Here is a 22,301-nt window from a genome sequence, read left to right as displayed (position 1 = left end):
GCAAGCCTGTCATCCATTTGTCGACTATAGCTCGCTTAACACTTGCAACGCTTCTTTGCCGCTGCCCGGTTTATAACCGGATTGCATGTAGCGGATGTTTCCCTCGCGATCCAGCGCAAATAAGTGTGGGAAGCCCCCGCCCCCCAGTTGGATGCCGGCAGCGGTCAAATCTTTCAACGCCGCGTAGCCGGGGTCGCTTACGAATACCGTGCCGCCCGGCAAACTGGCTGTAGGGAGGGCAGGGGCGGCCAGAGCCAGCTTGCCATCGTCGCTGCCGAGAACAAAGATCACTGGGATGCCAAGGACATCAAACGTTTCCGCGAGTTCTCCCGTTTCGCGCAGCAGATGCTTCGACGGCTCCCGATCCGGCTCCAACCAAGCGATCATCGCGCCGCGTTCTCCTCCGCTAAGCGCACTGAGCGTTGTCTTGGTCCCATCCGCTCGCCATAGCGGCGTTTGCGGATCGGGGGTCCCGTACACGGGGATATGCTGCGACGGAGCCGGAAAGCTTAGCGTGACCTGTGTCTCCGTCTGCTCGTCAACCCGGCAGTACGACAGCCGCCCTAGGACCGTGCCGTCTTTCAACCGCACGCCGGTCGTGATTCGGTATTCCCCCGGCTCCACCTCGAAAGCCGTATCGTACACATCGGTTTTGCCATGTGGATACAGCAGTGTTTTGTAGTAACCCCTCTCAAGCCGAGCGAGGGTGAAGTTCTCCATGTACGAAGCGACCGGCTCATCGGTTCGGCCTTCCGCTTCGCGGCGCAGGCGCAGCATGCCAATACGACGGAGTGCCTCTTCCTCCGTATCTGCCTCTTCCCGAACCGGCCCGACTGGGGCGTCCACCCACGTTCCGCCCGCGTTATACTGCGGTTTCTGCTCACTGGGATGCAGCCTTGCCGGAATACCCAAGCTCCGGCATAAGGCGACGAACAAGATGTCCAGCGAGCCTTTGTCGGCGACCCGCAGCTGGAACGTGCCTAGCGGCCCCGCTTTCCCACGCAGGTTCCCCGGCCCTTCGCGCAGCTCCCAGCCTTCATTCAGAAGCCTTGCAATCCGGGATGGATCTTCTTGATAGAAGGCCACCTCCGCTTCGGTAAAGCGGGCCAGCAGCTCCTTCCGGTAGGGGCCGATCATTTCAAACAACACCCGCGGGCACATGACATACGGCACGAACAGCTCCCGGCCGTGGGAATCCTTCCATGGCAGCGATCCGGCCAAGTGGTCGTCCAGCGTCTCCCGCATCGTATCGGTCAAATCCTTCTCCCGTAGGCTCTCGAGCAAAAGCAGCGGCCACTCTCCGTGTTCTGGGACGCGCTCCTCCAGGAAAGCGGCGATCTCCCGGCCATTGCCGCGGGCAGGCTCCAGCACCTTCCACAACCGCTCCGCCGGTAACCCGAGCTGGGCCGCGAGCTGCTCGGCTTCCGCCTCCGTCAGGAACGTCTCCTCGTAAGCCCGGCGCAAAGCGGCCCCTTCGGCCACCCGCTGTTCATGTCGCCGCAGCAGTTCCGCGGAGAGCGGTTCTGATTCCGACCCATCCAGCTCCGGTGGGGGCACCATTTCGAAGTCTTCGGTTCCGATCGGCAGATCCGATATCGCTCCGTTTAGTACGACCTCGAACCGGTCTCCATCAGCGATCCGGATCTTTCGCTGACCCCAGGCCTCATTCCGTACGGCCCGGACGATGAGATCGCCGTAACCGGTCGTGAATCGAGCTTCGCCCTGGTCATCCGTCACCAGCTCGGCCAGCGGGAACAGCTCGGCATAGTTATACAGCTGGAACTGCACCCTCGCTCCTGCCGCCGGCGTGCCGTCCGCCTCTCTCACCTCCACGGCAATCGTCCGGGTTGGCGCATAATTCGCCAGCAGGTTTAGCTCCGCATACGGTCCGCCCTTCACAGTGATCTCTTCCGGGCCGGGATAGGTCGCCGGGACGCGGGTGTGCACCAGCATCGCCCGGCGCGCCGGACCGCTGAACCAGCCTTGGTCCAAGCGGGCTTCCGGCTCGCACGCGCCGATGTAATGCCACTTGCCGTCGGCCCAAGCTTCGACCCAGGCATGGTTATCGTCGCAGTGCGCCCAACGCGGCGTATAGCATTGCCGCGCCGGAATGCCGATGCTGCGCAGCGCCGCGACCGCCAGCGTCGACTCCTCGCCGCAACGACCCCGCGCGTTCCGGATCATGCCAAGCGGCGACAAGGTGCGCAAGTCGCTGCCGATGTAGGTGGCTTTTTCATGGCACCAATAATTCGCCTCAAGAATCGCCTCCGCCATCGAACATCCCGCCGTCCGCGGTCCCAGCTCCGCATAAATCACCTCGCGAAAGTCTTCGATGTTCTCGGTGTTCACCCGGCACGGCAACACGAAATGCAAGAAGAGAGGATCGGGAACCCGGTCGCCCCAAGGCACCCGCTTTCGAACCGCCAACGCCTGGCGGACATGAGCCAAGAACAGCGATCCGTCGTAATCGGCCAAATCGTTCAGTGGCATATGCACATACAGGAATTTCAGGGCCCATGTCTCTTCCGTAGTCAGTGGGCCGTCAAATACCCCAAACAGCGCCTTCTCCCGGCCTCGGGCCAGCGTTCGAATCTCCGCAAACCTGCGTTCAATCTGCTCCAGCTCCTGTTCGCTCAGCGAAAACGCCGGTGTCTCTACGCTCATCTACGATCGCTCCTTCCACAGTTTTCCGTCTTCCCGAATCATGAAAATCCCGTTCCCGTCAGAGGTGGTCGCGGATATCTCAAATCTCCCGCCTGCCGCCTCGACCTTTGGCCGGATGCGAAACGTGTTCATTTCTTCCGCGGTGACGAGTTCAGCAAGCTCCGCAGTAAACCGCCCGCAGCGGGCATAATAGCTGCGCTGCCGGTAATATAACCGCCGAAGCTCCCATTTGACGTATTCATCCTGCGGCAGCGGGAACCCGGCGGATCCCCCGCCCGCATCGGCGCTTTCATCCGCAAATACGACATAACCCCACAATTCGGGGTAATGCATGTTTACGATCCCTTGCGGAGACCAGACCCAGTTGTCCTCGGGATAAGGGTTCCCGGTCGCAGGGTTGACTTGCTTGACGTACCGCCCATCCTGCACCTCCACCTGCCATTCCACCCGGGAGAAGTTTACCCTCCAGAATTCGCCCGGCACCGGTGGCCGCCCCTCCGGCGCGCATTCGCGCAGCGAAGCCCATGGCATCGCAATCTCTACGCTCCATAGACGGTTCTTCGCGGCAGGATGGTTTAGCTCCCCGTCTATATACACTGCGGTGCGTAATCCGCGAATATCCCAGCCGTTTACCGGCGGGCCGCCGTCACGGTACGGCTTGACCAGCAGCAAATCCCAAACGGTATTCAGCGCGTTGATTTCAAATTCGTAGTACAGATGGCTGTCGCCGTCCGGATCAATGAAAATCTCGAAATCGTTGTCATGAAAAATCACCGAGTCCCGTTCCGTCAGCGTCCCCCAAATTTCATCCTCCTCCATTTCGGCAGCTACGTAGAAATGCTCGTCATCCCATAGCATTTTCGCCCGCGTCCGTTTCCTTGGCTTGGGCCGCAGGTCGCCTTCGATGTCGACGAAGTCGTCGGTCCATGCAGCGGCATCCCAGAACGGCTTATCGATCCGCCCGTCCAAGACGAGCGGCCCGGCGACAGCCCGTTTGCAGACATACGTTTTCGGGGCGAACTCGATCACCGGTTCAGGCACTTCGCTGAAATTCACTATCGTTCTCTCTCCTTTCCTGATTGAGGTAAAGTTCGCCAACCGGTCCTTGAGCTAACGCTAACGGACCCCAGCGCCGTTATTTTGCCGATAAGCTCTGTTTTCAAAATCTAACGGACCCAGTTGACCTTATTTGGCGTTTTCGAGCAGTAATCCGGACTATTCCAAGTCAATAACGGCTCTCCAGTCCGTTAAATGACAAATTGACGTCTTTTCCGGCAAATAAGGTCTTTCAGGTCCGTTACGCACATGTCATTGAGGCCCCCCGCCCTCACCGGATGCGCAGCACCCAAGCGATCGGCGTCTCCTCCTGCCGCACAGCGTCCGGCAGGCGAACCGCTACCCCGCCTTCCGGCGACAGGCGGAAATCCAACCCCTCGGCTCCGCCAACGAGGTCGATCCGGCCGATGCCGGAAGCGGGAAGCGGCAGCAGCAAGTCCCCCGCCGTTGCTTCAGCGTCCTCTTGAAGCAGCACTAACGCGTATCTTGTGTCCCCTTTGCGCGTGAAGAAGCTATTCCCTGAAGCGTACGGCTCACAGATCCGCGTTCCGTAAATCGCTTCGCCGTAAACCTTCAGCCACTCGCCTAGCCCCTTCATCCGCTCGAGCGCCGGTCTCGGCAGCCGGCCGTCCGGCTGCGGCCCGACGTTCAGCGCCAGATTGCCGCCTTTGGCGACGATATCGACGAGCAGGTGGACCAGCTCGCGGACGGACTTGTAGCTGTCGCTATAGCTGAACGAGAACGAGTGTCCCATCGTGATGCAGCTCTCCCAAGGGACGGTGAGCGGCCGCTCCGGCACCGTTTGCTCCGGCGTGATGAGGTTCTCGTACGGCCCGCCAACCGTGCGGTCCGCCGTCAACAGCCACGGCTGGATCTGCCGTGCCTTCTCCACTACCTCGCCAAGCCGGATGTCTTGATCGCGGCGGGCGTTTACCCACCCGGCGTCCAGCCACAGCATGTCGATGCGGCCGTACCTCGTCATCAGCTCCATGATTTGCTCATGGGTGAACTGGACGAATCGCTCCCAGAGCCAAGGGTATTGCTTCGGATCGTACGAGGGCCCGCGCCACATTCGGCTGCCTCGTTCCATGCCCGGCGCCCAATAATAAGGCGTATGCCAGTCCGCCTTGGAGAAATAAGCGGAGATCGCCAACCCCTCGGCACGGAACGCATCGAACAAGTCCCGGCAGATGTCCGCATAACGGTGCGTATGGAACGGACAGTCCGATCCGGTGATCCGATAGTCAGTCGTATGCGTATCCCACATGCAAAAGCCGTCATGGTGTTTTGTCGTAAACGTCAAATATTTGAAGCCGCCCTCAGCCGCGGCGTTCGCCCATAATTCCGGCTGGAAGCGAATCGGATGAAACGTACGGTTCAAATCAAAATATTCCTGTTTGAAGCGTTCCATGTCTTCCGTCCAGTCGATGTCGTTCCGGGACCAATCCCCGTCCTCGTCGCTGAGCGCCCAGGATTCTACCAGTCCAAGCTGGGAGTAAGGCCCCCAGTGCATCATCAGGCCCAGCTTCTGATCCTGGAACCATTCCAAACGTTCCAAGATCACCGGGTCCTCCGGCTTCACCCAATTTCGTTCGCTGCTGTAATTGTGTACGCCTTGCTCCACCGCCGGTTCAGCCGCAAAAGGCGCCTCGGTGGGCGCCTCGGTCTGCGGCTCGGCCGATAGCTCCAGGTTCGTCGCGGATTTCTCCTCGCTCATGGATGCCTCCTTATCTCGGTCCGAAAATGTAAGTTAACGGTTCAAGGTTTATCTTCCTTAGGTTTCTTAGCTTCCTTGATTCCAACGGTCATAGGCGGCTTGATATACTTCGGCGACGCGATCGCTGCCCATTTTCTTCAGTTGGCTGACGTATTTATCCCAGTTCTCGAGCGGCTCTTGGCCGGTCACGAACTTCGCCTCCATTTGCGTCACATACGTCTTCAGGTCGGACAGCAGGGCGGAAACCTCGGATTGTTCATCGGTCGTCAAGAAAGCGTTCGGGAACGGCGGCTTGCCAATCGGAGCTAACTTGGTTTGCGTTTGCTGATCAATCCATTCGTCGAATTCGCTCTTCAACCCGTTCGTCAATTCTTTCAGATTGACGCCCGGCGTCAAAATACCGTAATTTGGCGTAATGGTTCCGCGATAATCCTCACGTTCCTTGCCGCCAGGTACCGGCAGCCATTCCTTGACCTTGTTTTCTTTATCCTTGTACTGCCACAGCAGTCCTTCCGGACCTTGGGTCCACAAGGTGGCCCCTTCATAGCTGTATTGATAGTCGATCCAGCGCATCGTGGCTTCCGGACTCGGGTTGCTCTTCGTAATCGCAAACGTCCCATTAGCGGACATCCCCGGGTGCTTGCCGTACACCGGCGTACCGGCGATTTCGCTGGCAACCGGCGTCATCAGCGGATGATCGGCGTTCGGCTCACCGCCAAGCGTGAAATAGGGATGATAATCGCTGAACAAGGCAACTTGATTATTTTTACCCTTCGCTTTCTTCTGGTCATCGGTTTGCGAGAACGTCTCGTGATCCAACAACTCATCCTTCCACAAACGGTTCATAAAGGTCAGATAACCCTTATATCCTTCCTCTTGCGGCGAATAGTGGACTTTGCCGTCCTTGTCGGCGTAGATGACCGTGTCATACATTCCCCAGAACCCGAGGAAGAACATTCGCAGATCGTCCAACTTGACGGACGAAAGCGGAATTTCGTCGGCTTTGCCGTTGCCATTCGGGTCTTCTTCCTTAACGCGCTTCAAGTACGTGTACAACTCTTCCGTCGTCTTCGGCTCCTCCGCGTTCAACGCCTTCAGAAACTTACCGTTATACCACATCGGGCCGCGGTACCATACCGCCGCGGTATCGATGAACGGCAGGGCATAAATATGTCCGTCCGTAGTCGTGATATTCTTGCGTACATCCGGATTCTCATCGAGGATCTTCTTCAAGTTAGGCGCGTAGTTGTCGATCAGATCCTCCAGAGGAATCAGAATCCCTTGGCTGCCGTAGGTGACTTGCTCCGCTGGAGTAATGTCTGCTGCGTACAGCATGTCCGGCAGGTCGCCGCTGGCGAAGACCAGGTTTTTCTTCGTACTAAAGCTATCGATCGGCGAGGTTTGAAACTCTACTTTGATCCCCGACAGCTTCTCCATCTCTTGAATGACGGGCATCGTGTTCCAGTCCGCCATTCCCGCGTCGGGAGCGAACATCGTCAACGTAAGCGGCTCATCGACAATCGGAAAGCCATCTTTCTTTACGCCTCCGGTATTCTCGGAATTGGAAGCGTTCGTGCCCGAGTTCGCCTCGCCTCCCGAATTGCCTGCCGTGTTGCCGCCCGCTGTATTGCCGGATGAACCGCAGGCCGCCAGCAACGAGGCCAGCAGGAGCAAGCTCAAGGCTAACGCTCCGCGTCTTTTCAGCTTCTGCATGAATGAATCCTCCTTTTGAATAGGTTAATGATGTATGGCAAGATCATCCCTTAACGGAACCGATCATGACACCTTGCACAAAATAGCGTTGCAGGAAAGGATACACCACAATGACCGGCAGCGTGGCCACGATAATGACCGCGTATTTGACCAGCGCGGCCACTTCCGCCCGGTTATTCAGCGCCGTCGCCGTAGCGGCATCGATGGAGCCGGTTTGCGACGACATCTCCTGCAGGACGAGAATTTGCCGGAGTACGAGCTGCAGCGGGTATTTCGCATGGTCGTTCAGGTAAATCATCGCGGAGAAGTAGCTGTTCCAGTGCCCGACTCCAAAGAACAAGGCCATGACCGCGATAATCGAAGTCGACAGCGGCAGGATGATGCGGAAAAACAGCCGAAAATTGCTGCAGCCATCGATTTCCGCTGCCTCCTGCAGCTCCTTCGGAATCGTCGATTGGAAATACGTCCGGCAAACGATGAGATTCCAGACGGAGGTAGCCCCCGGCAAAATCAGGGCCCACATGCTGTTCACCAAGCCCAGATCCTTGATCAGCAAATATGTTGGCACCAGCCCGCCGCTGAAGAACATCGTGACCATGAAGATCCCCATGAACAAGTTCCGTCCAACAAAGTCTTTGCGGCTAAGCGCGTAAGCGGCCGGGATTGTCACCGCCAGATTGACCATCGTACCCAGCACCGTATATAGGATCGTGTTCCCGTAGCCGGTCCAGATTTGCGGATCTCGGAACACCCGCTGATACCCTTCAAAGGTGAGGCCCATCGGCCATAACCACATCTCTCCGGAAGCGACGTATTTCGGGGTGCTAATCGAGGCGCTGATGATATACAGAATCGGGTAAGCGACGACGACCAGCGCTAGCAACAGAAACACATAGTTGCAAGCCAGAAATAGCCGATCCCGCCGCGTTTCTTTAATTGCCGATACCACGTTCCCCACTCCTTTCTTCTACCATAGGCTGTTTTCGCTGGTGCGACGGACGATCTGGTTGACGGTAATGAGCAGAATCGCGTTCACGACGGAATTGAATAAGCCAACCGCCGTGGAGAAGCTGTACTGCGCATCCAACAAGCCTGATCGGTATACGAATGTTGAGATGACGTCGGAGGATTCCATGTTCAGCGGGTTTTGCAGCAGCAGGATTTTCTCAAATCCCACGCCGAGCAGGCTGCCCATATTTAGAATCATCAGGATCGTGATCGTTGGCAGAATCGCCGGAATATTAATGTAACGGATCCGCTGCATGCGCGAAGCCCCATCGAGGATAGCCGCTTCGTGCAATCCCGGATCAACCCCGGTCAAGGCCGCCAAGTAAATGATCGTCCCCCAGCCGGTCCCCTGCCACACGTCGGAGAATACATATACCGTTTTAAACCAGCGCGGGTCAGTCAGAAAATCGGGCGGCGTGAAACCAAACGCTTCGATCACATTGACGATCATGCCCGTTGAAGGCGTCAGGAACGTAATGATCATCCCGGCCATGACAACCATCGATATAAAATGCGGCGCATAGGTCACGGTCTGTACCGTCCGTTTAAAGAAGCCGTCTTTCACCTCATTAAAAGCCAAGGCCAGGATAATCGGGAGCGGGAACCCTACGACCAGCCCGTAAAGACTGATGCCCAGCGTGTTCCACAGCAGATCCCAGAAATAATAGGAATTAAAGAATCGGACGAAGTGGTCGAAGCCTACCCACGGACTTCCAAGAACCCCGTTTACAGGTATGAAGTTTTTGAATGCGATTTGGATCCCGTACATCGGAACGTAACTAAAGATCAGAACGCTTAATAAAGCCGGAGCGATAAAAATGTACAACTGCCAATTCCGGAGGATTTTTGTCCTGAGTTTCCTTTTCGTAGCGAACGGGGTAATCGGCCTGGTGTCAAGAACGGTTGGCGCGCTTTTCTGCATCAAACAACTCCTCCTTTTTTTCTGAAGTGTACCGGAGCTCCCCCACCCTCGTAAATATGTCATTTTGCTTTACGTTAACAAAGCGGAGAGGCAAATTTAACAAATCGGACGATTTTTGTGTCATTAAAGTTGACATGTCCTTGTCCCGAGGCAGCGGCGGCGATGTGTATTTTTTTACTGACAATACCCCGAACTACGGCAACAACGGGCGGCAGACGAGCCCCGATAAGCAAAAATAACATGCTCTTTCCCGATGAACCGCTACTTTCTTCCCTTGCGTTATCCGGGAATCTCCTTTACATTTTAGATAAAAAAATAGAGCGGACAGGGGGCAGACGCAAAGTGAAGCTGAATTATTTCAAGTCTAAACTTTTTCAAAAATACACCTGGTCTTACTTGTTCATGCTGCTGGTTCCACTTGCATTGTTATCGGTCTTCATCTATAACAGCGCGGTCCGCAATCTCCGCTCCGAAATCGAACAATCTCATTTAAATCAGTTGTCCCAGGCCCGAACGATCGTCGACACCCATGTCAAACAACTAAGCGATATTGCCTCGCGGGTTGCTTACGACGTTCAGCTGGCCCGCTACCGCGTACACGACCCGTATTACAGCCTGGAAGCGATCAATGCACTCAAAAATTACAAAGCGACCAGCCCGATCATCGGGGAGATGTTCCTGTACTTCCATGGGGATGAGAAGATTTATTCCACCGCAGGAATGACCAGCTTGGACGTGTTTCACGAGCATTATCATTTTCTGGACTGGGAGGGTCCGAAGCTGGTCCAGGATCTAAACTCCGTCAAGTATCCCGTCATCCAACCTACCGAGATGCTCAATCAAAATGGAAACATGCGGCAATCGGTCCTGGCCTACCTCGTGCCCATCACCCCGAACAATCCGAATCCGCATGGAACATTAATGTACTTGATTCGGAAATCAGAATTGACCGGGCTGATTGATACCATTCTCGGTAACTACGAAGGGTCATCCTATATTTTCGATAACAACGGTCGCGTAATGGCCTCCAAAAACAACCAAGAACAACCGCTTCAGGGAACGGACCTAGAAAAATTGTTTACGCTTTCAACAGGAATCCACAGCATCGATTTAGGCGGGGTATCGCATTCGGTCGTCTCGGTCAAGTCGGACATGAACGGCTGGGAATACGTTACCTTGATGCCAAGCGCACAGTTTCTGGGCAGCGTGCTACACCTTCGAAGCTTGATGATCTTGCTCTTGACCGTGCTGGTGGTCGTCGGAACCGCGGCCGCCTTGATCTTGGCCCGGCGACAGTTCCATCCCATCCACGATCTCCTCGAGTTCGCCGATTCCAAGTCGAAGTCTGGCCGGCCAGCCGCGGAACCTCGCAAATCCGGCAACGAATTGGACCGCATCCGCACGGCGCTGCAGGAATACAGCTCGCGTGCCGATTTGCAGGAGCCGTACGCGCGCAATCATTTTCTATTGATGCTGCTGAAATACGGAAATGCTCGCAGCCTGGTACCGCAGCTTTTGCATTCGCTGGAAATCGACCTGACCAAAGCTCAATATTTCGCCATGGTCATCGGCCGGGATGAGGAATCGAAGAGTCGGTTGGACAGTCATGATTGGCAGGCAATGATTGGCCGCCTTACGGCGGCGGAGGTTCCCGAATACGGAGCGCGCCTGTACAGCGTCGAGCTACCCAAGCCGGGGCAGATCGCGTTAATCGTCGGCTTCGATAAGGTCGGATCCTGGTCCGGGCCCGATCAGTTCCGCCGGATCGTGCATCGCATCCACGACAACTTGTTGGAGCGGTTCCGCATCGACCCTATGATCGGTGTGGGTACTTATTACAACGATCCCGACCAGTTAAACCAATCGTTCATCGAGGCCTGCTCCGCCTTCGAGTCTCGGATGTTTGCCGGACACGGCAGCATCACGTTCTTCGAGAAGCTGTCTCATACACCGGGAGAAACGTCATGGGTGCCGAAAAACGAGTTGCTGAAGTTATCCCAAAGCTTAAAACAAGGCAGTTATGAGGTCGCGGCCCAAACGATCGCCGAGGCAATGAATGTGTTACAGGGTCCGGACCTGACCGTCGAGATGAAGCGCTGCATCAGCTTTGACATCTTGAACGCCATCCTGCGCACGGGGATGGAGATGGGCATTCGCGATTGGACGCCCGATATTCCCGGATCCGATGCGTTTAATTCTTTGCAGGAGCTGGAGCGCCACTTCCTCCGCCTCGCTTCTCGCATCTGTGAGCTTGCCCTGCAGAACGAACGTAAGGAAGAGCATTCCCTGATGGATCGGATCGTCGCTTATATCGACAGCAACTTCATGGATCATGCTCTAAGCCTGGAGGCGATCTCTTGCAAATATTCGATTTCGGTATCCTATTTCAGCCGCTCTTTCAAGGATCAGATGGGCATCAACTTCGTTCAGTACATCTGGCAGAAGAGAATGATGGCGGTGATGAACGACCTGACCTCCACCAACGATCCGCTCAAGGACATCATCCAGCGAGTTGGTTATCTCGACACCCCGAACTTCATTCGCAAGTTCAAGAAGGAAACCGGCCTGACCCCGGGCCAATACCGCAAGCTCTTTTCCCAAGCGGAATCAAGCGATCCGCCAATGTCAGATTCGGCTGATGTCGGGTAGTCGTTACTGAATGCCAAAAAAGGCCGTCTAAGCTTTGTAGCGCTTAGACGGCCTTTTTGTTGATATCACTAAGTTTACTTACCGCAGCATTTTTTGTATTTCAAACCGCTTCCGCATGGGCAAGGTTCGTTGCGGCCGATTTTGTTGGATCGGACCTGCTGAACGATATGTCCTCGTATGGAGGGCGTCGCCGGTTGATTGCCGGACATCTCCTGCATCTGGCGCAGCTCGTCCAGCGTATGTCCGGCGTTAGACCACATCCGGGTATGGTCGTATACGTCGGTGATAAGAGCGACGGTTTGCTGTGCCTGTTGTTGGGACGTAAAATCCAGATCCCGTCTCTCAAACTCGTAGAGAAGATCCTGCAGCGAGGCTTCCATCGAGCAACTGAGCTGAATGTCATCGACCAAATACTCCGCGCTTTCCGGATCCAGGCGGAATTCCTTGGTAACGAATTCCCGCAGCGCCGTGAGCTGCGGGGTGATCTCAAAATAATCGTGATCCGCATATTTGAACAGCTCTTGCTGGTCCGGTACGAAATTAGGTTTCCCTTGCACCTTGTCTACGAGGTCCTCAAACTCTTTGTCTTCCATGTCCAACGATGCGATATATCCCTTCCGCAGCTCGAAATACTGATCCGTCCGCTGAAGAAAACTTTCAAGCTGTTGCAGCAATTCCTCTTCCGAGATGGATTCGCCGCCGTTCTGGGCATTGATGATTTCTACCAGTTTGGCCGGCGCGATGATTCCGTACAAATTGATCGCAGACATCAGGTAGTTATAGAGTTGATGGCTCCTTTGCAACGCTTTGCGGAATGACGGCTGGTCCAGCTTCCGGATGGCGGACTTTACTTCGTCTGGGATCACCAAATGCAACTGATTATTCTCAAAGAAGGTAAACAGCAAGCCGCGATCCAGGAAATAATAGTAGTACCCGAAGGGAGTCGCGTTGCTGGGTTGATAGGAACCGTCCAGCAACGAACCGAACAGCTCCCATTCCTTGGGCCGGCTATTGAGGAAGGCCGCTTGGAGCGTCTCGGAGTCCTCCATGCCTGCCTGCACGGCGGCAATGAGCTCCTCCTTCTTCATCTTGGAACGTCCGGAGATGTTGTAGACCGAGGCTAACGCAGCCAGCCTGGTTTTGGTGAGGCTTGGAAGGATATCTGCCAAACGCTGCATCCGCTCGCCAATGATGGCGTGCTTAATATTATTTTCTTCCAGCAATTGATGGGTATCATCGATCATTTGAAACTACTCCTTCTTGATTTCATTCGAACGGATATTTCAGACCCCACTGCCCGCGAATTTGATCCATCAGGCGCAGGATGGCCAGCGATTCATCCAGCGGGATGTCGCTGCTTTCGGTCAAACCGGCTTGCAGGGCCCGGCCAACAGCCTCGGCTTCATAAGCATAACCCTTAAAGGTCCGGTCATCGCTGACCGTCTCGGGCTCTTCCCCGTCGACGTACAACGTAGCTGTGGTCGCGTTAAGGAACCCAGGCACGTAAATCTTACCGTTCGTCCCATGGATATACGCGTCGTTGCCGATCGCCAGTCGTACGGCACCATTCAAGGAGGCGGTTGCCCCGTTCCCGTAAGTCAACAACACGGAGAAGTGTTCGTCAACCCCCGTTTCCCCGAGGTGTGCCGTGCTTTGAACGCTTTGCGGATACGGACCCAGCACCATGGACGCGAACGAAATCGGGTAGATGCCGGCATCCAGCAATGCCCCGCCGCCAAGTTCCGGATTGAGCAGTCGCCCGGACGGATTCCACCCCGCATCGAAGCCGAAATCGGCTTTCACCAGTCGAACTTCGCCAATCCGTCCGGCCGCCAGCCATTCCCGCACACGGTGAATGACCGGCAGGAACCGCGTCCACATCGCTTCCATCAGGAACAGCTTGCGTTCGCGCGCATAAGCAACCAGCTCTTCAAGCTCCGCGGAATTGACCGTAAACGGCTTCTCGCAAAGGACCGCTTTCCCCGCCCGCAGCGCGGTCATGACGTTGTCCTTGTGGTAAGGATGCGGCGTGGCCACATAAACGGCGTCCACCTCCGGGTCAGCCACCAGCTCCTCATAGCTTCCATACGCCTTGGGAATCCCGAACTTCTTGGCAAACGCCTCGGCTTTCTCCAAGTTTCTCGACCCGATGGCATACGCTTCGCCGTTACTGGCGGATGCCAGGTCCCCCGCAAACGACTCGGCAATCCCGCCGGCCGCCATGATTCCCCACTTGATTGTCGCCTCTCCCATTGATCCTTCCTCCTTCGACGCGATCCTTACTTAGGCTAATTATACCTTTTTGCGGTGGATGAGGAAACGGAACGTATTGGAGCAGGGCCCCCCAAAAATGCTGCAGTCTGTGCAACATTTTCGAGCTAAACGGTCGGAACCCCGCAAATTTATCGCACAAAGTGCAACATTTGGAGTCAATCCCGAATTAACGGCCACATGCGCGCTCTGGTCTTGCCCGCCGATATGATATAATCGATAAGCGCGGGACGAGCCTTAACCATCGAATCCCGCAAATTTGCGAGTTTGAGAGGTTGGGCAACATGCTGACGTTTGAGCAGAAATTGGAAGTCTTCAAATCATTCCCCGAGCTGGAGCAAAGAAACGTTTCTCTGGGCCGGGTCAATTTTCACTATGAAGGCAGCGCTTATGACAAGAAAACCGTCGTTTACCACTTACATCCGAACGGGAACGGGTATGTTTACGCCGGATTGCTAGACGGTTATGAGACGGATGATAAGGGGTTCGTCAACATCCGGGAAATGGCGGAGCCGGAGCTGCGCCAACTGGTCCGGGAGACGATTAACGCAATGTCCGTCCGGGAGGGCGAAACCCCCGTTTCTCGCCCTGAGGCAACGGAGGCCCCCAACCGAAGCACGTCGCCCGGCGGCGTCTGGACGAATAGCAAAGGCGAAAAGCTGACGCTCAAATACGAAGACGACTTGTGGTATATTTACTCCGGCCTGAGCCTGGAGATGGCCTTCGATACCCGCGAGGAGGCCGGCGAATATTTGGCGGAGGAAGGTTTTTCCCCACTAAAAGGGTAACCCCTTCCCCGTGTACCAATGAATAACCAAAACGACCATGCCTTATTGGGCATGGTTTTTTTATTCTGCCAAAAAATTATATAAAATGTTCAATAAATTGTTTGATTTTTGACACAAAATGTTCAATAATTAAGTCAGACACAAATTGTTCACAATTTGTTTGGCCAGTGAAAAGTAAAGGAGCGAATCCTCATGTGGCAACCGGAGAAATTGAAAGGCAACGCTTTTCTGTGGATTGTTGGGCTAGGCACGTTTTATGCGGTGTTCTACACGGTATTTACTCTTCTCTCGATTCACGGTCAATAAGCCGCACATTGTTGTAACCGCTGCCATGGGCTTCGGGCGCTCACGTCCGTTCCCGCGACATGCCGATAACCATACCTTTGTTCTAAGTCATATCTACCGCCTAGCCGATGGAGCTCCTCTCCCGCGCGAAGCGGTGTTTTTATTTTTGCCGGAGAGGAAAGGCAAGGTATAATAGAGGACATGGCCATGATCGGCCGGCTTCATCCACTGAACTTAAGGAGTTTTCCACTTGAAAAATCTGCTCATCACCGGTTATCGCGCCCATGAACTCGGCATTTACAACCAGAAGCACCCCGGCATCCCTTATATTCGCCAAGCCATTGCTAATCGCCTTGTCCCCTTGCTGGAAGAGGGGCTGGAGTGGGTCATCACTCCCGGCCAATACGGCGTGGATCTATGGGCATGCGAAGCGGTGTTTGATTTAAAGAAGCGGTATCCGCAGTTGAAATGCTCGATCATCACCGCCTATAGCCAACAAGAGGAGAAATGGAGCGACGAGAAAAAGGACTACTATACGCAAATTCTCCGTCAGGTCGACCACTATGCGGCGGCCAGTAAAGAGGCTTACATCGGACCTTGGCAATTCACTGGCAGGGACGAGCTGCTGTTCCGCAAGACCGACGGGATCCTGCTCGTCTATGACGAGGACGCGGGCGAGGCCAGCCCGAAATTTTTCAAAGAACGTGCTTTGAAGAAGCAGGCCCAGGACGGCTACCTTTACATCAATATCGGCTCTGAAGAAATCCAGGCAATCGCTAACGAGGAGCAGGAGCGGGCTTACCTCGACAGCGACATCCGCCCGGATGAATCGGATCTGTCTTAACCTTCTCGTGGTCTATATTCCCTTCCCCATTCTCCCAATCTTCCGCATGAAATCCCCCCTTTTGTCACCTTCCGCCCGCCTCCAGACTACACTGTTAGCAGAAAATCGCTTTCAGCACAGCAAGAGGTTTGCATAGCAAAGGAGGTATTCCCATGAGCGAAAGGCAGCTCCCTACCGTTGCTTATTTCAGCATGGAGTACGGTCTTCATTCCGATTTTAAAATGTATGCCGGAGGACTTGGCATTCTGGCCGGCGATTTCATCAAAGGGGCCAAAGACATTGGCGCACCGCTCGTCGGTATCGGCATCAAGTGGAAGCAAGGTTATACCGACCAGCGAATCGGCGAGGATGGACGGCCTTACGATACGTTTATCGATCACGATTATGATTTTCTCGAGGATACCGGCGTGACGGTCACGGTGACGATAAAAAACGCCGAGGTTCCCTGCAAAGTATGGAAAACGGAAAAGTTCGGAAACAATCCGCTCTATCTGCTGGACACAGACCTTCCGGAGAGAGACTATGATTGGATCACCGCACGCTTGTACGGCGGCGGCTTTGGCGAGGAGCGCATTGCCCAGGAAATTGTGCTGGGAATCGGGGGGGTTAAGGCGCTTCGCGCACTGAGCATCCCGGTGGAGGTTTATCATTTCAACGAAGGGCACGCCGCCTTGGCCGCCACGGAGCTGATCCGCGAGAAAATGCAGGCCGGACTCACCTTCGAATCGGCCTGGCGGGACACCCGCGAAACGGTCGTCTTTACGACCCATACGCCGGTCAAGGAAGGCAACGAAGCCCATGCGCTGGATCTGCTTGCGGCGATGTCCGCCTTTAACGGGTTGACCCGCGACCAAATGGAGCGGATCGGCGGCAACCCGTTTAACATGACCGTCGCCGGTCTGCGGCTTGCGCGCCGCGCGAACGCCGTTGCCGCCCTGCATGCGGAGACCGCAGGCCGCATGTGGAAGAACGTGGCCGGACGGGCGGAGATCATCGGGATCACGAACGCGATCCACCTGCCGACCTGGGCCGATGCGCGGATGCTCCGCGCTTATGATGAAGGCGGCGATGTATGGGCCGCGCATATGGAACTCAAGCGCGAGCTGATCGATTTGGTCCGCGAGCGCTCGGGAGCCGCGCTGGATCCGGACCGGCTGCTGATCGGGTTCTCGCGCCGTGCCGCGCCGTATAAACGGAGTGATCTGATCTTCTCCCGGCCGGACCTGATCGGCCCCTACCTCGAATCCGGCCGGATTCAACTCGTGTTCTCGGGCAAAGCCCATCCGAACGACGATACCGGCAAACAGATCGTCAGCAACCTGGTGTCGATGATGAAGCAGTACCCCGGCAGCGTCGTGTTTCTGGAGAACTACGACATGACGATTGGAGCCAAGCTGACCCGCGGTGCGGACGTTTGGTTGAACAATCCGCGCCGGCCGCTGGAGGCGAGCGGCACCTCGGGGATGAAAGCCGCCGTCAACGGCGTGCTGAACTGCTCGGTCCTCGACGGCTGGTGGCCGGAGGCCTGCCTAGACGGCGAGAACGGCTGGCAAATCGGCGGCGGCTTCGAGTCGGCCGATCCGGGCGAGCTCGACCGGCACGACGGCGAAGCGCTCTACGACACGCTGCTGAAGCGGGTCGTGCCGACCTACTACGAGGATCGCCCCCGCTGGGTGCAGATGATGCGGCGCAGCATCGAAACGACCCGCGAGGCGTTCTCGACGCAGCGGATGCTGGAGGAGTATTACCGCAGGCTGTATATGCGGTAAGCGCGACGGCGGATGATCTGCGGTGCGAGGGGCTTGCCCTTGCACCGTAGTTTTTTTGCGGATGCGGCTGCACTTCTCACGTACCATTGATCTATGGCGTAATGCAGCCCCACTCCCCCACCCCTTCGCACCAATGATCTATGACGTAATGCTGCCCCCCTCCCCTCGCACCATTGATCTATGGCGTAATGCAGCCCCCCTCCCCTCGCACCATTGATCTATGGCGTAATGCAGCCCCCCTCCCCCCACCCCTTCGCACCAAATGTATTCGAAAAATCGAATACATTTCAGCGTTTCCGACGGTTTCAAGGGAATCTATATGAAATTTCATATAGATTTGCACACCAGCAAGAGTTCTACCCGGAATCTATATGAAAAATCGTATAGAATGCGGATTTTTTGCCGCCAGCTCCACTTTGTATATGAAAAATCGAATACATTTCCGATATTACATAAAGAAACAAACCTCACAACCCTACATAGAAGGAGAAAACCATCTTGATGAACCGAACTAGAAGTACTAGAACTAAAACCGAAACCGAAACCGAAACTGAAACTGGAACTTCTCTGCGCAGCCTCGCGAAACGCCTGCTCGCTCTAGGGCTTGCCCTGGTCTGCCTGATCCCCGCCGGCAGCAGCCTAGCCCCCGCCCCGGCGTCCGCCGCAGCCACGGCAGCGCCCGCCAAGAACGTCGTCCTGCTGGATGCCGCCAGCGGACATGCCTTCGTGCCCAGCCGGGCCTTAAACGGACTGGATGGCATCCAGATCCAGTGGGATGCGTCCCGGCAGCAATTGACGCTCGCGCAGGGCGAAGCCACCACCGCGATCTTACGAGTCGGCTCCGCCAAAGCCGAGGTGAACGGCGAGCCGATCACCTTGACCGATGCGCCGTTCACCGAAGCCGGCGCGACCAACGTGCCGCTGCAGTTCGTCAGCGCCACGTTCCAACTCCCGGCGGAATGGGACAAAACCGCCGGCGCGGTCAGCCTCGGCCAAGGCGATGCCCGCTTGACCCTGCCGTACGCAAACCGCGGCACGGCCAGCACCGCCGGCGCCGGGAAAGCGATCGTCAGCGAGCGCAAGACGTTTAAGGTCGGCGGACGCTCCTTCTCCGTGCAGATGGTCACCATCTCGCTGATGGATCCGAAGGTCCGCCTGAAGGTCGCGCTCGCCGGGGACACCGTCGGCAAGGTCGAGGAGCTAAGCAGCCTCGCCAAACGCCATAAGGCCGTCGTCGCCGTCAACGGCACATTCTTCAACGCTTACACGAATGACGCGCACAAAGCCCCTTACGGCTACATCGTCAGCGGCGGCGAGCTAAAAATGAAAGCCTCCGGCGACAAGCGCACCATTTTCACCTATGACTCGAATCTCTTGGCGCGGTTGATTCCCGGCGCGGACTTCAACGATGCCTTTGGCGCAGGCACGATGGAGGGAGCGCTCCAAGCCGGGCCGCGCCTCGTGGTCAATGGAAAGGTCGCGATTGACGTCAAGGCGGAAGGCTTCAAGGATCCGAAAATCCTTACCGGAGGCGGTGCCCGCAGCGCCTTAGGTCTCACGCGTGACCATAAGCTGATCCTGCTGACTTCCGGCGGCGCTACGATTCCGCAGCTCGCGGAGATCATGAAGCAGGCCGGCGCGTACCAGGCGATGAACCTCGATGGCGGCGCCTCTAGCGGTCTTTATTACAACGGCAAATACCTGACCCCGCCGGGCCGCAAAATCAGCAACGCGCTGATCGTCACCTATCAATAAAAAGCAAAACGGCACTTCCAAGGAGTTCCCCTCAACAGGGGCCTAGCTCCAAAGAAGTGCCGTTTGTTTTCATACAAACTTCTTATCTCAACCCTTTGCGCCGATTCGAAATGTCCAGCCAAACAGCAAAGACGAGGATCGAACCTTTAACCACATATTGCCAGAACGACTCCAGCCCCATCAGCGACATCCCGTTATCGAGCGAAGTCATAACGAGCGCGCCGATCAAGGCGCCAAGCACCGTACCCGCGCCGCCCATCAGCGACGTTCCGCCGATGACGCAGGCCGCGATGGCGTCCATTTCCGCCATGTTCCCGGCGGTAATTGTCGCCGAGGCGAGACGCGACGTCAGGACGATCGAAGCGATCGAGGCGAGCAAGCCGCTGAGCAGGAAGACGCTCATCGTTTTGCGGCGGATGTTGATGCCGGACAGACGGGCCGCTTCCAGGTTGCCGCCGATTGCGTAAATGTGCCGGCCGAAGGTCGTTTTCGTGGACAGGAAGAAGAAAATGGCGGCCAACGTGATGACGAAGATGATCGGGAAAGGAATCCCCTTATAGGCATTCATGACGAGCACGAAGGCGACGACCAGCAGAGAGAGCGCGGCCATCTTGATCACGTCCACGGCGAACGGCGCCACTTCGAAGCCGTATTTCTGCCGGGAACGGCGTTTGCGGAGCGTGCTCCAAACAATCAGGCCGATGGCTAACACGCCGAGGGTAATGCCGAAGCCTTGGGCAAAATACGCATTCCCAAGCAGCGCAAGCACCTTGTCCGAGACCGGAATCGTCATCGATTCGGTCACGCCCATGAGCGTGCCACGGAATACCAGCATGCCCCCCAGCGTCACGATAAAGGCGGGAATCATTTTATAAGCAACCAGCCAGCCCTGCAGCAAACCGAGTACGGCACCGGCCGCCAGTGTTCCGATAATGACGACAATCGCCGGCAGCTCCAGCCAATTGCTGAAAATCGCGGCAATCCCTCCGGTCAATCCCACGATCGAACCGACCGACAGGTCGATGTGTCCTGCGACGATGACCAGCACCATGCCGATCGCCAGAATCGAGGTCACGGACATTTGCGTAAAGAGGTTAGACAGGTTCCGCGCCGTCAAAAATGTCGGGTCGAGCAGGCCGAACAGTACCCAGATCAGCACCAGTGCTCCCACCATCGTATAGGCCCGCACGTCCATTTTGCCGAACAGGCTGCCCCAAAGCGTCGTTTTTACGGCCGAGCCGTCCGTTTGTTTTCCGATTTCCTTTTGAAGCTCCATGTTTATTTCCCTCCCGTAGCGGCTTGCATGATATTTTCTTGGGTCGCCTCGCGCCAGTCGAATTCCCGGACGAATTTGCCTTCGCTCATCACCAGAATCCGGTCGCTCATGCCGAGCACCTCCGGAAGCTCCGAGGAGATCATGATGATGGCCACGCCCTGATCGACCAGTTGATTCATCAGATGATAAATCTCGTATTTCGCCCCGACATCAATGCCGCGGGTCGGTTCGTCCATGATAAGGATTTTCGGGTCGGACATCAGCCATTTTCCGACGACGACCTTCTGCTGGTTCCCGCCGGACAACGTGCCGACAGGGGTTTCCAGAGATGCGGTTTTCGTCTTCAAATCTTGCACATACTTGAGGCCCCAGCGAATTTCCTCGTTGTCGTTAATCACGCCTAGCTTCGAAACTTTGGCCATGGTGGCCATCGTCGTATTCGTCTTGACATCCATTCCCATAACTAGCCCTTGGCGTTTGCGATCCTCGCTGACGAGGGCAAGCCCGGCGCGGATGGCGTCGGCGACGGAGCGGATACGCACCGGTTTGCCGTCAACGAAGACCTCCCCCGTCGCCCGTCCGCCGTAAGCGCCGAACAGGCTGCTGACGAGCTCGGTCCGACCAGCGCCCATCAAACCGGCAATGCCAAGAATTTCGCCTTTCCGAACCTGGAAATTGACGTCCTTGATCACCTTCTGGTTTCGCTTCTCCGGATGCCACACATTATAATTCTTAACTTCCAGCACGGTATCCGACGGGCGATGCTCCACCCGCGGGTATCGTTCGGTCAACTCCCGTCCTACCATCAGCGACACGACTTGGTCGTCATTGGTGTCCTTGCGTTCCAGCGTCGCCACCGTATGCCCATCGCGAAGCACCGTAATCGAGTCGGCCAGAGCAAACACCTCCGGCATTTTGTGCGAGATATAAACGCAAGACACCCCTTCGCTGCGCAGTTGGTTCAGGATGCCCATGAGAATCGCCACTTCGCTTTCCGTCAAAGCGGCCGTCGGTTCATCCAGGATCAAGATCTGCGTATGCTTGGACAACGCCTTGGCGATCTCCACCAGCTGCTGCTGGCCGATGCCGAGACTCCCGATTTTCGTGTCCGGGGAAATTTGGAGTCCGACCCGCTTCAGCCACTGGGCTGCATTGTGGTACAGCTCATCCCATTGGATCACGCCGCGTTTCGTCGGTTCCGCCCCGAGGAAAATGTTCTCGCCCACCGTCATCTCCTTTACGAGCGCCAGTTCTTGGTGAATGATGGCGATGCCGGCTTTTTCCGCATCGGTAATGTTGTGGAACTGTTTCTTCTCGCCGCCGATGACGATGTCTCCGCTATACGTGCCGGCTGGATACAGACCGCTCAGCACTTTCATCAGCGTTGACTTGCCCGCCCCGTTCTCGCCGCAGAGCGCGTGGATTTCCCCTTTGCGCACCTTAAAGTTCACGCGGTCGAGGGCTTTTACGCCCGGAAACTCTTTGCTGATATTCACCATTTCCAATACATGCATAGGCTTAGCTCTCCTTCTTTAGCCTAAGGATCGGCGGAAAGCGCGAAACCAAGGAACGCCGAACGCTCCC

At 56.1% G+C, this 22,301-nt stretch carries 15 protein-coding genes; 5 read left to right on the top strand and 10 right to left on the bottom strand.

Translation table 11 applies throughout. From position 1 onward, the window contains the following. Nucleotides 1–24 precede the first annotated feature (24 nt). The 6 genes from IM700_RS00995 to IM700_RS00970 form a co-directional block, all read right to left on the bottom strand. Nucleotides 25–2,664, bottom strand: coding sequence for a transglutaminase domain-containing protein (locus tag IM700_RS00995; RefSeq protein ID WP_193415636.1), 2,640 nt, complete (start codon nt 2,662–2,664; stop codon nt 25–27). Further along, entirely contained in the window at nt 2,665–3,720 is a 1,056-nt protein-coding gene (locus IM700_RS00990; RefSeq protein WP_193415637.1) for a sugar-binding protein, read from the bottom strand. A 271-nt stretch (nt 3,721–3,991) separates the two neighbouring features. After that, a complete protein-coding gene (locus IM700_RS00985; protein ID WP_239483476.1) occupies nt 3,992–5,437 on the bottom strand; it encodes an alpha-L-fucosidase in 1,446 nt (481 codons plus the stop codon). Between the two features lie 66 nt (nt 5,438–5,503). Further along, a complete protein-coding gene (locus tag IM700_RS00980; RefSeq protein ID WP_193415638.1) occupies nt 5,504–7,150 on the bottom strand; it encodes an extracellular solute-binding protein in 1,647 nt (548 codons plus the stop codon). Nucleotides 7,151–7,193: 43 nt separating this feature from the next. Further along, nucleotides 7,194–8,099 (bottom strand): carbohydrate ABC transporter permease, encoded by a 906-nt coding sequence (locus IM700_RS00975; RefSeq protein ID WP_193415639.1) that lies wholly within the window; start codon nt 8,097–8,099, stop codon nt 7,194–7,196. An 18-nt stretch (nt 8,100–8,117) separates the two neighbouring features. Next, entirely contained in the window at nt 8,118–9,080 is a 963-nt protein-coding gene (locus IM700_RS00970; protein ID WP_155608593.1) for an ABC transporter permease, read from the bottom strand. 342 nt (nt 9,081–9,422) lie between these two features. Here IM700_RS00970 and IM700_RS00965 point away from each other — a divergent pair, with 342 nt between their 5' ends. Further along, nucleotides 9,423–11,729, top strand: coding sequence for a helix-turn-helix domain-containing protein (locus IM700_RS00965; RefSeq protein WP_193415640.1), 2,307 nt, complete (start codon nt 9,423–9,425; stop codon nt 11,727–11,729). 74 nt (nt 11,730–11,803) lie between these two features. Here the strand turns inward: IM700_RS00965 and IM700_RS00960 are convergent, their stop codons facing one another. Then, nucleotides 11,804–12,973, bottom strand: coding sequence for a Rho termination factor N-terminal domain-containing protein (locus tag IM700_RS00960; RefSeq protein ID WP_193415641.1), 1,170 nt, complete (start codon nt 12,971–12,973; stop codon nt 11,804–11,806). 22 nt (nt 12,974–12,995) lie between these two features. Beyond that, entirely contained in the window at nt 12,996–13,982 is a 987-nt protein-coding gene (locus IM700_RS00955; RefSeq protein ID WP_155608596.1) for a Gfo/Idh/MocA family protein, read from the bottom strand. 302 nt (nt 13,983–14,284) lie between these two features. Here IM700_RS00955 and IM700_RS00950 point away from each other — a divergent pair, with 302 nt between their 5' ends. The 4 genes from IM700_RS00950 (at nt 14,285) to IM700_RS00935 (ending at nt 19,441) form a co-directional block, all read left to right on the top strand. Further along, nucleotides 14,285–14,788 (top strand): hypothetical protein, encoded by a 504-nt coding sequence (locus IM700_RS00950; RefSeq protein ID WP_193415642.1) that lies wholly within the window; start codon nt 14,285–14,287, stop codon nt 14,786–14,788. Nucleotides 14,789–15,323: 535 nt separating this feature from the next. Further along, on the top strand, nt 15,324–15,917 hold the full coding sequence (locus IM700_RS00945) for an SLOG family protein (protein WP_193415643.1): 594 nt from the start codon (nt 15,324–15,326) through the stop codon (nt 15,915–15,917). A gap of 152 nt (nt 15,918–16,069) precedes the next feature. Beyond that, nucleotides 16,070–17,686 (top strand): alpha-glucan family phosphorylase, encoded by a 1,617-nt coding sequence (glgP, locus tag IM700_RS00940; protein WP_193415644.1) that lies wholly within the window; start codon nt 16,070–16,072, stop codon nt 17,684–17,686. 498 nt (nt 17,687–18,184) lie between these two features. Beyond that, nucleotides 18,185–19,441: a phosphodiester glycosidase family protein gene (locus IM700_RS00935; RefSeq protein ID WP_239483475.1), complete on the top strand. Its 1,257-nt coding sequence runs from the start codon at nt 18,185–18,187 to the stop codon at nt 19,439–19,441. A gap of 82 nt (nt 19,442–19,523) precedes the next feature. On the opposite strand, the gene IM700_RS00930 is transcribed toward IM700_RS00935, so the two are convergent. Together IM700_RS00930 and IM700_RS00925 are read right to left on the bottom strand one after the other, a co-directional pair. Beyond that, nucleotides 19,524–20,717, bottom strand: a complete 1,194-nt coding sequence (locus tag IM700_RS00930) for a sugar ABC transporter permease (RefSeq protein WP_193415645.1) — start codon at nt 20,715–20,717, stop codon at nt 19,524–19,526. Nucleotides 20,718–20,719: 2 nt separating this feature from the next. After that, nucleotides 20,720–22,231, bottom strand: a complete 1,512-nt coding sequence (locus tag IM700_RS00925; protein ID WP_193415646.1) for a xylose ABC transporter ATP-binding protein — start codon at nt 22,229–22,231, stop codon at nt 20,720–20,722. Nucleotides 22,232–22,301 lie beyond the last annotated feature (70 nt).

Origin of the sequence: Paenibacillus rhizolycopersici (assembly GCF_014947195.2) — a bacterium.
Taxonomy (GTDB): Bacteria; Bacillota; Bacilli; order Paenibacillales; family Paenibacillaceae; genus Fontibacillus; species Fontibacillus rhizolycopersici.
This window is presented reverse-complemented; position numbering and strand designations above follow the sequence as displayed.

Coding starts and splice junctions, on each gene's coding strand:
- IM700_RS00995 (WP_193415636.1), bottom strand. CDS start 2,664: ATGAGCGTAGAGACACCGGCGTTTTCGCTGAGCGAACAGGAGCTGGAG.
- IM700_RS00985 (WP_239483476.1), bottom strand. CDS start 5,437: ATGAGCGAGGAGAAATCCGCGACGAACCTGGAGCTATCGGCCGAGCCG.
- IM700_RS00980 (WP_193415638.1), bottom strand. CDS start 7,150: ATGCAGAAGCTGAAAAGACGCGGAGCGTTAGCCTTGAGCTTGCTCCTG.
- IM700_RS00970 (WP_155608593.1), bottom strand. CDS start 9,080: ATGCAGAAAAGCGCGCCAACCGTTCTTGACACCAGGCCGATTACCCCG.
- IM700_RS00960 (WP_193415641.1), bottom strand. CDS start 12,973: ATGATCGATGATACCCATCAATTGCTGGAAGAAAATAATATTAAGCAC.
- IM700_RS00955 (WP_155608596.1), bottom strand. CDS start 13,982: ATGGGAGAGGCGACAATCAAGTGGGGAATCATGGCGGCCGGCGGGATT.
- IM700_RS00950 (WP_193415642.1), top strand. CDS start 14,285: ATGCTGACGTTTGAGCAGAAATTGGAAGTCTTCAAATCATTCCCCGAG.
- glgP (WP_193415644.1), top strand. CDS start 16,070: ATGAGCGAAAGGCAGCTCCCTACCGTTGCTTATTTCAGCATGGAGTAC.
- IM700_RS00930 (WP_193415645.1), bottom strand. CDS start 20,717: ATGGAGCTTCAAAAGGAAATCGGAAAACAAACGGACGGCTCGGCCGTA.
- IM700_RS00925 (WP_193415646.1), bottom strand. CDS start 22,231: ATGCATGTATTGGAAATGGTGAATATCAGCAAAGAGTTTCCGGGCGTA.